Raw genomic sequence first — 12482 nt, 5'->3', positions numbered from 1 at the left:
CATTTCTGGAGTACCCGGATGGCACTGTGGCCCTCATGCATGAAGGACGGAAGATCAACTATAGCGTCTTCAATAAACTGGCTGGACTACAGCAGAATGAAGTGGTTGAGAATAAAAGATTAGGCTCGGTTCTGGCGCATATCCAGCAACAGCATGAAGAGTTGGAAAAACAAAATAAACGTTCCCGTCTCAAGAAAAGTATGCCGAGTCGTAAAGCTCAGAAAGCTGTGATTGAACAAAGAAATTTAAATCCTGTGCTTGACTCTTGCAGTTAAAAACAGGACATTTTAAATGGTTTATCGCATAGACATTTTAATTGGTGCATAACATCGAAATACATAATTTGGCATTGGGGTTTTGAATACCGCATCTGGCATAAATACAATCACAGAATGCAGCTGGGCTGGCTCAATAATATCAACCAGCAACTGCTCCAGAACTTTGATGTGCTTATAATTCTGATGAATCGGATTTTGAAATTTATAGCTATTTTTATAAAGTTTTTGCGTCCAGGTTTTTTGTCGCTCGCTACCAAAGATCCAGCCTTTATAGTTTTTGGTTTCAATCACAAACAGGCCATAAGGACTTAATAAGAAATGATCAATTTGGGTTGTGCTCCCTTCTCCATCTGGAAGAGTCAAATCGTTTAATAATCGATACTCAAGGTCTTTCAGATAAAGTTTGACATGCGTGGCAACAGCAAACTCTCCCAGCTTCCCTTTTAAAAATGGTTTAAATAACTTAAAAATGATTAAACCAATAAAAAGTAGAAGAACCCATCATAAACTGGACCAGAGTTGGCCTAAGATTAGTGTTACGAACTGATCCATATTTTAATTTTATGATTTTGATCTTAATGGGTTCGCTCAATATTTAACAGAATTTCTTTTTTATCCAGACCACCCGCAAAGCCTACCAGCTTACCGCTACTGCCAATCACCCGATGACAAGGTGCAATAATCGAGATCGGGTTTTTACCATTGGCAGCACCCACGGCGCGTACTGCTTTAACATTACCGACCTGTTCAGCGATTTCCCGATAGCTTCGGGTCTGTCCATAAGGAATATTCAGCAAAGCCTGCCAGACTTTTTTTTGAAAATCAGTACCGGCAAAATCTAAAGGCAGCTCAAAAGTACTGCGTTGACCGGCAAAATATTCCTGAAGCTGACGCCGAGCTTCTATCAACACGGGATGCTGTGGATCTTCAACCAGAGTTGCCAACCTGACCCGATTCGGTTTTTCACAATCCCAGAGTACAGCCACCAATGCCGTTTCATTGGCGACCAGCTGCAACTGTCCTACAGGCGAATCCATATAAATATAACTGAGCTGCATGGCCCTACTCCTACAGAATCAAGCTTGCCAGTTTTTATTTTACTCGAAATCAGAACTGCTCAACAGCTCTTAGGAGGAGGATAATTTCATCAAAACAAGTCCGGAAATAATCAGCACCGCAGCCAGCATACGCATAGCAGAAGCAGGTTCACCTAAAACTATAACACCGACCAGAAATGAGCCGACTGCACCAATGCCCGTCCAGATGGTATAGGCAGTTCCTAGAGGCAAAGTACGCATGGCATAGGCCAGCAATACAAAACTGAGCACCATAAAAACAATCGTAAAAATACTCGGTGTGAGTTTAGTAAAACCCTCTGAGAGCTTCATGGAATAGGCCCAGACAATCTCAAATAGTCCAGCGAATACAAGTATAATCCAGGCCATATTGCCTTCCTCCTAATTAACAGAGTCAGGCCGTCCTGACGATTTTTCTTGTTGAATTTTATAAATTTAATCAACAAGGGAGGTCGTTCCTCCTAAAAAAATAAACATCTTATAAAACAGACGACAAAACCAAACTGCCGTTTACAAAATTTGACTGAATGAGAATTAACTTAACCATGTCTTACTCAAATGCTCAGGACAACCTGAAGATTTCAGCCTATCTTAAGGAACGCCAAAACGGGACATCGTGTTATGGCATTACAGAGACTTGAGTAAGAAAAACAAACAAGGAATAAGTCCATATTATTAAGTTATGCACATGAATTAAATTTAAAAATAGCGTGGAGATCTTACACAATGAAACACAAAACTAAGACCTATTGATCACTTTTTGTTTGGCTTGATTATTAACCTTTGATGAATAAACGATCACTAAAATCAAGGGCTGACATATCTAAAAAGAACCCAAATTGAGTTCTTTTTATACAAATTTTGTCTAAGATGCAATCAACCAGGCTACAAACGATTACAAAATATGCAACATATCCATATGGTTATCAACATAGATATCTACACACTTATCCATAAAGTTATCCACAGATTTATGCACCTTAAACATTTTAGAGATTAAAGTTGGATTTGACCGACTTTAGCCAGCTCACTACGCATTTCATCAATCACAGCTTTATAATCCGGCTTGCCAAAAATCGCTGAACCGGCCACAAACATATCTGCACCAGCTTCTGCAATTTCACGAATATTTGCTGGTCCCACACCGCCATCTACTTCTAAGCGGATATCACGACCTGAAGCATCAATGATCTTGCGCGCCTGACGTAATTTATCCAAAGTCATTGGAATGAATTTCTGTCCACCAAAGCCAGGGTTCACACTCATTAGCAATACCTGATCAACCTTATCCAGTACATAATCCAGATAATGCAATGGTGTCGCTGGATTAAATACCAGACCGGCTTTAGCACCACCCGATTTGATCAATTGTAAAGAACGGTCAATATGATCAGATGCTTCCGGATGAAACGTAATAATATCTGCACCTGCTTCCAGAAAGTCACCAATCATGCGATCTACAGGTTTCACCATGAGATGCACATCAATAGGTGCCTGAATACCATATTTTTTCAATGCCTTACATACCCCTGCACCAAAGGTTAAATTGGGTACATAGTGATTATCCATGACATCGAAATGCACAACGTCTGCACCGGCCTGAAGTACATTTTCAACTTCTTCACCTAAACGGGCAAAGTCGGCAGACAAAATAGAAGGTGCAATTAAATAAGGCTTGGACATGAAAGGACCTGGCTAACTGAAATTGGATTTTTCTCATTATACCAAATCCAGTCCTGCTACTGTGACTTGGATGTTATGTAACGCTGGACAGTATTTATGCTTAATATCACTTGGCCTAGATGAAAATGATTGATTAAGACAGGAAAACTCGCATATCCATCAATAAAAAATCGAGGCTAAACACGCCTCGATCCTCAGGATATAGAGATATGAATTTTTATACTCAATATTAGAGCTAAACAGGTTGGCTCATTTTTTCTTCGAATGCATGAATCCGTTCAATTCTTTTATCCAGTTCGGGATGCGATTCCAGATATTTTTTGAGTTTTCCAATCAAACGCAACCATTTCAGCTCAGACTCAGTAATTTGCCGTTCTTTTCCATCAATATTCAAAGTAAAGTTTTTTATTTTTATCGTTTTATTTTGCTCTGCTAGGATTCTAGCGTTTTCAACCCGCTGCAAAAAGTTCGACAAATGAATACTGGAGATCTGCTGTTGATGCAAATGTTGCATGGCATAATCATCCGCAGCAAGTTCAAGCGCCTGTGAATATCCCGCATCGGCGAGTACCGCTATAGATGCCGCCACCACATCACTTAAATCTCCTGTTACCAAGGCAAATAGTCCTGCTGCACCCAGGTTGGAAATCACTTTTTGCATGCTATGTTTTTGTACCAGATGACCTTGTTCATGCGCCAGTACTGCAAGAACTTCTTCATCCGCACCGCTAAGCTTGACCAGTTCATCGGTGACAATAATGGTATTGTTCGGAATCGCAGCTGCATTAAGTCCCATAGTTTCTCCGCCTTGACGGAAAATAATCTTTGCAGGTTGCCCTACCGCGATTTTTTGTTCATACAATTTTTTTAGATGTGCTTGATGCTCTGCGGAGAGCTTGGATGGCTCAGTTTGCTCAATTAATTTCTGCTCAGTTTGATTTCCCACCTCGATCAAGGTCTGTTCGGGAAGTAATTGAGCGAGCTGCTGGGCCGTATATGGAATTCCCCATTTAAGAATAAAAATTACCGCACATATCACGATAATCATCGAGAAGAAAATCAGGAGTGGAGAACGTTCAAATTTCCATATGGCATGATAGATTTCTTTGGATTTAATCTTCAGCCAGTGCGGCGCTTTGGTTAAAAATTCAATCCGGCGATCTTCAGGTAATTCGATAATCGGTTTACGTCCCCCGACCCCGCCAATATACGCCATATCGGGATAAGTAAAATAAAAGTCAGCCTCGCTCACTTGCTTGGGTGTTTCTTCACTGAGTTTCAAGGCAATCCCGCGTTGCTGATCAGGGACAATCCATGCACGCTGGGCTTCGGCCAAAACCCCATCATAAAATCTGACTTCAACAGGTCGCTTCATCCTACTTGCCTCTATAACGATGCATTGAAATCAAAGATATCCAGTACTTCATTGGCTATAGCATTTGGATCACGCTGCAAGATATTTTTTAGATTAGTTTCGTCCTCTGCTAGATAGAGTTCTAGGTTAGCCAGTTGATATTCATATAAACGGATGCTCGCCCAAGGGGTCATGAGTCCCAAACTGAGTGCACGCACTATCCAGTTACTGAGTACAATCCAGCTATAGCGCCATGTCGTTACCCGGGTTTTAAAATAGCTTTGACCAAGCTCTACATGATTCCAGGTATACATATATAAGCGTGCAGAGATCATCAGCCAGACCAAGGCCAGGCAAAACAGATAGCTCAACACAACACCTAAGGTAAACAGGGTTGTACCGATCAAATCGACCCAGTAAACGATTGCTGCGATCCATGCGATACCAATTAGCAGACACAGACATAAGGGAACATAGACTGCTGACATAAATTTAGACCATTTGATCCCCAAGCTGAACTGAAGTTGGCCGATCGATAAATGATTAAAGCAGTAACGTTTGTATAGCCAGATCACCACTGGGCTGAAAAGAAACAGGGTGAAAATATTGACCAATATCGCGAGCCATAAAACCCTATAGGCTTCCCGATTGCTTCCACTAAAATGAAACCGGACATTGCCATATTTACTATTCCGGGCCTTAAATTTCAGGGTCATCCGAATTAACCAAGGTAGAGAGATCGCAGCAATCAGAAATAATGAACTGGTGACAAGAATGGAGTAATTGGTCAAGATCAGTGTCACCACATACAACTCCAATGCCAGTAGACGACCTAGTAGAATTCGGCTTGGCATGGCGATGAAGTCAAAGCGATGTTTTAACAATTGGGTATTACCGTAGAAATAGCGGATACGGCGTGCCTTTGCCCAAGGGCTATACAAAGTAAGCGTAATGATGGTTAACATCAGATTCACCATCCAGATTCCAAAATATTCCGTGGCACTGCCATGAAATCGGAAGCTGTGTTTTTCTAGTGGAGGTGATGGCTGGTCAATCTCTGGTTCAGGCTTATTGTGCATCGTGTTCTTAACTGCAACTGGTTCTACCTGATTTTTGAATAGCAACTTATATGCCATTTTTATTATATTTATTTGATATTCATATAAAAAACTCCAAAAACATGACCTATTTTTGGAGCTTCATTGTACTTTTAAGTTTGCTTCGCTTTTACTGCTTGGCTTATGGATTTAATTGCACAGCATGGAATTGTAGATGGTCATCTACAAAGCTTTGAATAAAATAGTAACCATGATCATAACCCTGATGTTCACGTAAAGTTAATTTCTGGTTCACGGCATCACAAGCTTGCTGAAATAACGCCGGATTCAGCTGGCTATAGAACTGGTCAGAAAAGCCCTGATCAATCAGGATATCGCTAAACAGTGCACCTTTTTCCTGAACCAGCGCAGTTGCATCATGCTTCAACCATTCTTTGCGGTTTTCGCCCAGATAATTTGAGAATGCTTTTTCACCCCATGGACATTGGCTTGGTGCACAAATCGGTGCAAATGCCGAAACTGAACAGAATTTTTCCGGATATTTAAAAGCCAAAGTTAAAGCGCCATGTCCACCCATGGAATGACCGAAAATCCCGATCTTATCTGCCTGAACTACGAACTCTTCACACACCAGTTCATACAACTCATCGACGATAAAGCTTTCCATCTGATAATGTTCAGCCCACGGTGCTTGAGTGGCATTAATATAGAATCCGGCACCTTGCCCAATATCCCAGTGATCCCCTTTGGCAACATCATCTCCACGCGGAGAAGTGTCTGGTGTAATCAGAATAAGACCAAGCTGGGCCGCCAGACGCTGGGCATGTGCCTTGATTGCAAAAGTTTCTTCAGTACAGGTCAGGCCAGCTAAATAGAACAAAGCAGGACAACTTTGGCCTTCCAGAGCTTGTGGCGGCAGGAAGATTCCAAATCTGGTTGGTTTTTTTAATATTTTAGACTCAAAGCTATAAATCCGCTGTTCACCCTCAAAGCTTCGATTATTCTGTACCAGTTCCATCATCATTCCTTTTTCTATTTTCTAAAGTTGTAGATTGGTTTATGGAGTCAAAGCGACAGACGGAGATGCTGAAGTGGTCGTCGCTGGAGGGAAAAGACGCTGTTCCAGTTGTGGCAACATCAATTCCATGTTTTTGCCAATCACCCATTGTGGTTCTGACGGTTCAAATCCCTGAGCTGCTTCCCATTTAGCCACTGTAGTCTTGGCCTGCTCAAAAGAGGCTTTCAGGCTGTTATTTTCACGCATGGCCTCATCAAAGAAAGCACGACCGAAATAGGTATAATCAGCTTCGTTTGAACAACCGAAAGACTGACGGTCAGCAGCAGAGGCTGTGATAATTAAAGTATTATCATTCTGCAAAGCCGAAGCGAAACTACCTGAGAAACAGGCAGAAATAACAATCACTCGCCAGCGTACACCTGAGGCATCCAGAGTATCACGCAACCATTTTGGATCGACTGATGCCAGATCTAGCGGTGCATTTTCCATTTCAAATTCATTTGGCAAGCCATGTGAGGTCATATACAGGAACAGTACATCACTTTCGCGGTTCATCTGCTGGCCAATACGGCGCAAGGCCAATTCCATGCTGGTTTTGGAAGCAAGTGGAATCTCAGTCCGTGTTGCCGGATGATTGACTAGCATAATCGAACGGCCAAAAGTCCCAAACCGGGTATCAAACTGCTTTTTAATCCGCTCTATTTCTGAATAGAACACATCCTGATAACTCGCGCCAGCCACACCCATAAAGTACCAATGCGACTGTGCAAATTCGCCATATTCAATTGCATCTAGTGCCTTGTTCAGCAAGATCGGCTGAGCATAAAAAGCATCTTCAGCAAAACTTGGTGGAATTTCTTCAACTTTCCAGATGGGCTGATCTTTCACCGAAATCTGCCACACCACCAAGGTAAACAAGGTGGCCAGCATAATCAGTGCCCGTTCCCACCACGGCCATTTTAATTCACGTGAAATCACCCAGACCACAGCCAGACTTTGCCAGACAAACAGCATGACAAACAGGGTCGGAATATAGGCATAGAAAATATAGGGTAGATAATCCAGATCACCCAGATACTGGATCAAGCTCTGGAACAGCATGATATGCGTATCCAGCACCAGCCAGAGCAATGCGGGTACCAGCATCAGACGAGGATTATTCACCCGTTGGGACAAAAAGATCCCGACAATCAAGGCAATAAAGGGCCAAAGCGCATAACTGATGAGACCTTGAGAGTTGAAATCTCCCATACGACCAGAACTGAGCCAGCTAAAGAGACTGTTAGCACAGCCGCCCAAAATCCCCCAGAATACCAGTTGCAGAATAGAGGGACGCACCAGTTGCAGCGAACGCCGAGATCCCAGAAATAACCACATCCCGGCAATTTGGTTGCTTTTAAAATCGTGCCAAAAATTGATGGAGGGTTTAAAGTCGATCATATGATTTCAGGGAGATGAGTGGCTCGCTAATGTGCCCAATAAGTTTATGCTTGATATAAGTTTTATCAATGCCAATTTTTAAATATATAACAAATCCTTGATCTATTTTGAAGCAATTCTCATATTAAGTAACCAGTTCATGCTGAAAATAGGCATCAAAACGGCAAGCATCACCAGACCATTGATGATTTGGCTCTTTTCCAGCTAAAAATACGGCCAGACGAGGACGTTTCACCACCACCCGCTTGCCAATTTTTTGTGCTAATTCTAAGAGATTATCCCCCAGATCCATTTCACCATCTTCCGGTAAAAGCAAATGTAATAACTGCATTTGTTTTTTCACCTGTGCCTGCTTTTTCGGTGCCTGCTGATTCTGGTCACGTTGTGGAAACATCGGGTCCAGATAAACCACATCGACGACCGCATTCTGCTCAGCCTGTGATTTCAGATAGTCTGCAGAATCTGAAAAAACCAGATGAATCCGGTTAACCACCGAACTTAGAAAAGTATCCTTTTTCGCTCGGTGATGACTGTCTTCAAGCAGGGTAAATAAAATAGGATGTCGTTCGACCAAGGTCACCTGAGCACCCAAATGTGCCATCAACAGACTGTCATGACCTAGCCCAGCTGTCGCATCGATAAGAGTCGGCTTTTCTCCGAGGTTACAAGCACGAGCAATCATTTCCGATTTTAAAGAGGCACGTTTTAAACGCCCTACTTCTGCTTGCCAATCTGGTTGCATTTTCATGCCATTGGCACAGAGCCATAGGCCGTCAGCATCAACACACAGGGCCAGTTCGGGATGTAAACGCAAGAAACGTGCATTCAGCTTTTCAATAACCTCAATACTAACCTCTACACCACGAGAAGAAAGCACAGCCTCGAAGTGCTGTGCTTTCTCTTGATACTCAGATTCGGTATATAAGCGAATCGTGCTTACCATAATCTCCAACCTGTAAAGGCAAATAATAAAATCAGTAAACCTGAGGCTATGCGATACCAGGCAAAAACCATGAAATCACGTTTTGCCACATAGGCTACCAAGGCACGGATTAATAAAAGCGCTGAGATGAACGATACGATGATACCGACTGCCAGAACCGTCCAGTCTTCTGTGGTACTGTAAACATCATAGCTTTGATACAGATCGAGCAGGCCTGCACCGATAATAACCGGAATCCCCAAGAAGAATGAAAATTCAGTTGCAGCCTTACGTGATACGCCAAGGAACATCGCCCCGATAATGGTCGCACCTGAACGTGAAGTTCCCGGTATCAGGGATAAGACCTGAATCAGACCAATCCAGATCGCATCTTTTACGGTCAGATCTTCAACTTCCTGGGCACGTACCTTGGGTGGATTCTTTTCAATCCAGATAATGATCAGACCACCGACAATCAAACCAATGGCAATCGCAATATTATTGAATAGCAGCTCTTTTACGGTTTGCCCTAGAGTCAGGCCAATCAGCACAATGGGAATAGAAGCCAGAATCAGGCCAATCCCTAAACGGCGTCCTTGCGGTTCACCACTTACGATCCCGGTTGCTGCACCCCAAAGCCGTGCCCAATATTCATAAATAACCGCGGCAATTGCCCCCATCTGAATTGCGACGACGAAAACATCGCTTTTTTCTTTGGTCCAGAAATTCATTAATTCTGAAGCCAAAATCAGATGCCCAGTACTAGAAATAGGCAAAAACTCGGTAATACCTTCAACAATACCCATAATTGCTGCTTTCAGCAGCAGTAAAAGATCCATGCTTAATCCTGATTAGTTATGCTTTGCCTTGTTCTGGAATTTTTTTCCATGCGTTATCACGTAAATATACCGGAAGTGCCAATTCTGCACTGACCCAATTTTCTGTTTTTGCTGCTGCACGCGCAATCACGGCAATATCCTGCGCTGTTGCACTGACATTTTTATATTCAGATGCTGTTTCTTGAACTAGATTGGCACCTGAACCCACCACAGTAAATTTTACTGCTTCAGCACTTTGTTCATAACTCAAAAGCTGTTCTTCATCAACAGCCTGCATAATCCCTTGAGCATCTAACTGATAACTGGCCACGTAGACTTCATTCATCCGTGCATCCAGTACTGCAGTTACTGCAGTTAAACCATGCAAACGATATGCCGCTTGTGCCAAAGCTTGTAAAGTCGATACCGGAATTACAGGCAGATCATTTGACCAAGCCAAAGCTTGGGTCACAGCCGCATTGATACGAACACCACTAAACGATCCCGGGCCACGACTAAAGGCAATTGCTGTCAGATCAGATACAGCCAAGCCCAGATCATTGAGGCCTTGTTCAATCATTGGGAGAATGGTTTGCGTTTGTGCCTTGGCGCGCGCATCAAGCTGAAAAAATAGTTCTTGAGTATCATCGATCACAGAAACGGAACACTGCTCATTGGCAGTCTCCAATGCCAGCACTTTCATGCACAACCTTAATTCAGAGAATATAAAAAACGTCGAATATAATACTCCACTCATATCTTCTAGGCGAGATTTTCCCAAGCCAGATACAAAAATGCCTAGAAAATTCTAGGCTTAACTGAGGACTTTATTCAGATAACAGCCTAAAGCTGTACTTCTTCCAGGTCCTGAAATTTCTGGAAATGCTCGGCATAGTGCATGGCACTCATTTTCAGTTTCTGAATACTGGCTTCATCTAAAGTTTTCACGACTTTGCCTGGTGAGCCCATTACCACCGAATTATCAGGAATCACCTTTCCTTCTGGAATCAGAGCATTGGCACCAATAATACAATTCTTGCCAATCACGGCATGATTCAAGATCACTGCCTGAATTCCAATCAGGCTATTATCGCCAATCGTGCAACCATGCAGCATGGCTTGATGACCAATGGTCACATAATTTCCGATGTTCATTTCAATTCCGGCATCAGTATGTAGCACTGCATTTTCCTGAACATTGGTGAAGTCACCTAAACGGATTTTACTGTTATCGGCACGAATAACGGCGCCAAACCAGACACTCACCTGCTTACCTAATTCAACCTGTCCAATGACCGTCGCTGTAGGTGCCACCCAACCATCCCATGGCTGATGCGTTACTTTTGGTGAATGTCCCTGAAATTGATATAACATGGCTGAAATCCTGTTCAATGGTTAAAAAATTTTGAGCGTTTAAACGCAGGTGAATTAAGTAAAAATGGCCAGTCTTTTTTATAGTCAAGCCCGTACTGAAATAATGAAATTAGCATACGTGCGGTCAGTCCCCAGACAATCTCATTTTCCACCCGCATACTTGGAAAATATAAAGACTGCTGGGCAAACCGCACTTCATAAGGCATCGGCTGGGCTTCCAACAAATGCTGTAAGGAAGCAAAGAAAATCCGGTCAATTTCCGTCGGCTGAGGAATGAGTTGAATGGTAGGCGGAATTATACCTACCACAGGCTTAACCAGCATCCCGTTACGTGCCTTTTGCATCGGGAGATCCCCGATCAGATGCACATCAAATGGGTTAAGCGCCGTTTCCTCATACGCCTCTCTCAAAGCCACTACAATATTACTGGTATCTTGCGGGTCGCGTTTACCCCCTGGAAAAGAGACTTCCCCTGCATGATTATTCATATAAGCTGAACGACGTGTCAGCAAAACTTTGGGATCAGCTTCATCTGTGATCGCAATTAATACAGCAGCCTGAGCAGTTTGAATCCGTTTGGAAAATCGTAAATGTTTCTGCAAGCGTTGTATTAATCCCAGCTCATCCATTCATTCAGCTCCCTATGCGACTATAATTTCATCATAGCTGATTTTTGATTTGGCGGGATAGAAATGATGCCAAATTTTGATTTTTCAGTTATCCTGACCTTACTGTTATCATTGATGATGAATATGAACTTCTGTGTGAACTGTGGACATAAAACAACAGAGAAAATTCCTTTAGGCGATCAGAAGGTTCGCAAGGTTTGTACTACATGCGGATATATTCATTACATTAATCCAAAAGTGATTTGCGGTGCATTGGTGCTCTGGGAAGATAAAGTTCTGCTCTGCCGCCGTGCTATTGAACCACGTTATGGACTGTGGACCCTCCCTGCCGGTTATATGGAACTGTTTGAAACCATGGAACAGGGCGCAGCACGTGAAACCCGTGAAGAAGCCGAAGCTGAAGTAGATATTGAACAGCTGTACTGCATGTACAATATTCCGCGGATTGGCCAGATTTATGTCCTGTTTAAATCTCAACTGATTGATGGAAAATTTGGTGCAGGTGAAGAAACCATTGAAGCACGTTTATTTAACGAAGATGAAATTCCCTGGAGTGAACTGGCTTTCCCGAGTGTAGAGCATACGCTTCGTCATTATTTTGAAGACCGTAAAACCAATAACTTCCCGATGCACCTAGAGACCTTGGGAACCCGTTTGGATCACACAGGTTAAAATGTCTTTTTATAAAAAAGCCCATCATTGGATTAATGCCAGTCAGTTAAGAGATTGACTGGCTTTTTCTTGGGTATTTTTGAGGTTTTCCTTTTACAACCCTTGGATAACTCCTCACTCTTCTCTCAGGTATAACATACCGATTAGATTTCTCCATTAA

At 42.6% G+C, this 12482-nt stretch carries 13 protein-coding genes and 2 pseudogenes; 2 read left to right on the top strand and 13 right to left on the bottom strand.

The genetic code is table 11. From position 1 onward, the window contains the following. Nucleotides 1-275, top strand: a pseudogene (locus FTV13_RS14875) (ISNCY family transposase); the annotation flags it as partial. A gap of 54 nt (nt 276-329) precedes the next feature. Here FTV13_RS14875 and FTV13_RS14870 read toward each other — a convergent pair. The 13 genes and pseudogenes from FTV13_RS14870 to FTV13_RS14810 all read right to left on the bottom strand — a co-directional run. After that, nucleotides 330-761: pseudogene (locus FTV13_RS14870) on the bottom strand (nuclease-related domain-containing protein); the annotation flags it as partial. A gap of 92 nt (nt 762-853) precedes the next feature. Continuing rightward, nucleotides 854-1336 carry a methylated-DNA--[protein]-cysteine S-methyltransferase gene (locus FTV13_RS14865; protein ID WP_180012475.1) on the bottom strand — a complete coding sequence of 161 codons (483 nt, stop codon included), beginning with the start codon at nt 1334-1336 and terminating at the stop codon, nt 854-856. Between the two features lie 69 nt (nt 1337-1405). Next, nucleotides 1406-1723 carry a quaternary ammonium compound efflux SMR transporter SugE gene (gene sugE, locus FTV13_RS14860; protein ID WP_034170625.1) on the bottom strand — a complete coding sequence of 106 codons (318 nt, stop codon included), beginning with the start codon at nt 1721-1723 and terminating at the stop codon, nt 1406-1408. Between the two features lie 627 nt (nt 1724-2350). After that, nucleotides 2351-3037 (bottom strand): ribulose-phosphate 3-epimerase, encoded by a 687-nt coding sequence (rpe, locus tag FTV13_RS14855; RefSeq protein ID WP_034170624.1) that lies wholly within the window; start codon nt 3035-3037, stop codon nt 2351-2353. 235 nt (nt 3038-3272) lie between these two features. After that, on the bottom strand, nt 3273-4412 hold the full coding sequence (locus FTV13_RS14850; RefSeq protein ID WP_180012473.1) for a M48 family metallopeptidase: 1140 nt from the start codon (nt 4410-4412) through the stop codon (nt 3273-3275). An 11-nt stretch (nt 4413-4423) separates the two neighbouring features. After that, a complete protein-coding gene (locus tag FTV13_RS14845) occupies nt 4424-5470 on the bottom strand; it encodes a YjgN family protein (RefSeq protein WP_257218534.1) in 1047 nt (348 codons plus the stop codon). A gap of 160 nt (nt 5471-5630) precedes the next feature. Next, nucleotides 5631-6467, bottom strand: coding sequence for an S-formylglutathione hydrolase (gene fghA / locus FTV13_RS14840; protein WP_179993140.1), 837 nt, complete (start codon nt 6465-6467; stop codon nt 5631-5633). A gap of 39 nt (nt 6468-6506) precedes the next feature. Next, nucleotides 6507-7907 carry a C13 family peptidase gene (locus tag FTV13_RS14835; RefSeq protein ID WP_166136755.1) on the bottom strand — a complete coding sequence of 467 codons (1401 nt, stop codon included), beginning with the start codon at nt 7905-7907 and terminating at the stop codon, nt 6507-6509. Between the two features lie 124 nt (nt 7908-8031). Further along, the gene (locus FTV13_RS14830; RefSeq protein WP_159124259.1) at nt 8032-8850 is read right to left on the bottom strand and encodes a class I SAM-dependent methyltransferase; all 819 of its coding nucleotides are present in this window, start codon (nt 8848-8850) and stop codon (nt 8032-8034) included. After that, the gene (locus FTV13_RS14825) at nt 8844-9668 is read right to left on the bottom strand and encodes an undecaprenyl-diphosphate phosphatase (RefSeq protein WP_005234173.1); all 825 of its coding nucleotides are present in this window, start codon (nt 9666-9668) and stop codon (nt 8844-8846) included. Before FTV13_RS14825 ends, FTV13_RS14830 begins: the two co-directional genes overlap by 7 nt. A 16-nt stretch (nt 9669-9684) precedes the next feature. Beyond that, entirely contained in the window at nt 9685-10350 is a 666-nt protein-coding gene (tsaB, locus tag FTV13_RS14820) for a tRNA (adenosine(37)-N6)-threonylcarbamoyltransferase complex dimerization subunit type 1 TsaB (RefSeq protein ID WP_159124260.1), read from the bottom strand. Between the two features lie 140 nt (nt 10351-10490). Further along, a complete protein-coding gene (locus FTV13_RS14815; RefSeq protein ID WP_180003086.1) occupies nt 10491-11021 on the bottom strand; it encodes a gamma carbonic anhydrase family protein in 531 nt (176 codons plus the stop codon). A gap of 14 nt (nt 11022-11035) precedes the next feature. Further along, nucleotides 11036-11650, bottom strand: a complete 615-nt coding sequence (locus FTV13_RS14810) for a CoA pyrophosphatase (protein WP_180012470.1) — start codon at nt 11648-11650, stop codon at nt 11036-11038. A gap of 123 nt (nt 11651-11773) precedes the next feature. On the opposite strand from FTV13_RS14810, the gene FTV13_RS14805 reads away from it, so the two are divergent. Further along, nucleotides 11774-12322 carry an NUDIX hydrolase gene (locus FTV13_RS14805; RefSeq protein ID WP_122959126.1) on the top strand — a complete coding sequence of 183 codons (549 nt, stop codon included), beginning with the start codon at nt 11774-11776 and terminating at the stop codon, nt 12320-12322. Nucleotides 12323-12482 lie beyond the last annotated feature (160 nt).

The organism is Acinetobacter sp. YH12235 (genome assembly GCF_013417705.1).
Classification (GTDB): domain Bacteria; phylum Pseudomonadota; class Gammaproteobacteria; order Pseudomonadales; family Moraxellaceae; genus Acinetobacter.
The sequence above is the reverse complement of the archived record's forward strand: the minus strand, read 5'-3'. Positions and strand labels throughout refer to the sequence as shown.

Coding starts and splice junctions, on each gene's coding strand:
- FTV13_RS14865 (WP_180012475.1), bottom strand. CDS start 1,336: ATGCAGCTCAGTTATATTTATATGGATTCGCCTGTAGGACAGTTGCAG.
- sugE (WP_034170625.1), bottom strand. CDS start 1,723: ATGGCCTGGATTATACTTGTATTCGCTGGACTATTTGAGATTGTCTGG.
- rpe (WP_034170624.1), bottom strand. CDS start 3,037: ATGTCCAAGCCTTATTTAATTGCACCTTCTATTTTGTCTGCCGACTTT.
- FTV13_RS14850 (WP_180012473.1), bottom strand. CDS start 4,412: ATGAAGCGACCTGTTGAAGTCAGATTTTATGATGGGGTTTTGGCCGAA.
- FTV13_RS14845 (WP_257218534.1), bottom strand. CDS start 5,470: ATGCACAATAAGCCTGAACCAGAGATTGACCAGCCATCACCTCCACTA.
- fghA (WP_179993140.1), bottom strand. CDS start 6,467: ATGGAACTGGTACAGAATAATCGAAGCTTTGAGGGTGAACAGCGGATT.
- FTV13_RS14835 (WP_166136755.1), bottom strand. CDS start 7,907: ATGATCGACTTTAAACCCTCCATCAATTTTTGGCACGATTTTAAAAGC.
- FTV13_RS14830 (WP_159124259.1), bottom strand. CDS start 8,850: ATGGTAAGCACGATTCGCTTATATACCGAATCTGAGTATCAAGAGAAA.
- FTV13_RS14825 (WP_005234173.1), bottom strand. CDS start 9,668: ATGGATCTTTTACTGCTGCTGAAAGCAGCAATTATGGGTATTGTTGAA.
- tsaB (WP_159124260.1), bottom strand. CDS start 10,350: ATGAAAGTGCTGGCATTGGAGACTGCCAATGAGCAGTGTTCCGTTTCT.
- FTV13_RS14815 (WP_180003086.1), bottom strand. CDS start 11,021: ATGTTATATCAATTTCAGGGACATTCACCAAAAGTAACGCATCAGCCA.
- FTV13_RS14810 (WP_180012470.1), bottom strand. CDS start 11,650: ATGGATGAGCTGGGATTAATACAACGCTTGCAGAAACATTTACGATTT.
- FTV13_RS14805 (WP_122959126.1), top strand. CDS start 11,774: ATGAACTTCTGTGTGAACTGTGGACATAAAACAACAGAGAAAATTCCT.